Annotated in this window: 1 protein-coding gene; it reads right to left on the bottom strand. The window is 63.2% G+C overall.

What is annotated here, in order from left to right; translation table 11 throughout:
• The coding region (locus Q5Y71_RS17270; RefSeq protein WP_306043306.1) for a hypothetical protein at nt 1-405 on the bottom strand (405 nt) is incomplete at both ends.

Genomic DNA, 405 nt, shown 5'->3' with positions numbered 1-405 from the left:
GCCACGGAGGCATCCAGCAATGCCTCCGGGTCACCACTGCCACCGAGGGTCACCACCAGCCCTCCATAAGTGCCGCCGTCACTGGAACTGGCCCACACGGAAAGCTCATTGGCACCTGCCACCAGCGTGATCGGGAAGCTGTACCATTGGGTAGCGCCATCCTGTCCGCTCATTACCCCGACCTGGGCACCGTTCAGACCCACCCGGGCACCGCCCTCGGCATCATTGGCCAGCACGTGCAGATAGCCGCGCCCGGCACTGGCATTAAAGGAATATTTGGTGCCGCCGGCATAGTTTGTACTGGTGGGCCAGGTTAATCCCAGCGGTCTGCGGTCCCATTTAAATTGCAGTGCGGCGCCGAGCATGCCGGCTTCGCGGGCCTGTTGCGCAATGGCGTCCAGCAGG

The sequence above is a fragment of the Microbulbifer sp. 2205BS26-8 genome (genome assembly GCF_030731025.1).
Taxonomy (GTDB): Bacteria; Pseudomonadota; Gammaproteobacteria; order Pseudomonadales; family Cellvibrionaceae; genus Microbulbifer; species Microbulbifer spongiae.
This window is presented reverse-complemented; position numbering and strand designations above follow the sequence as displayed.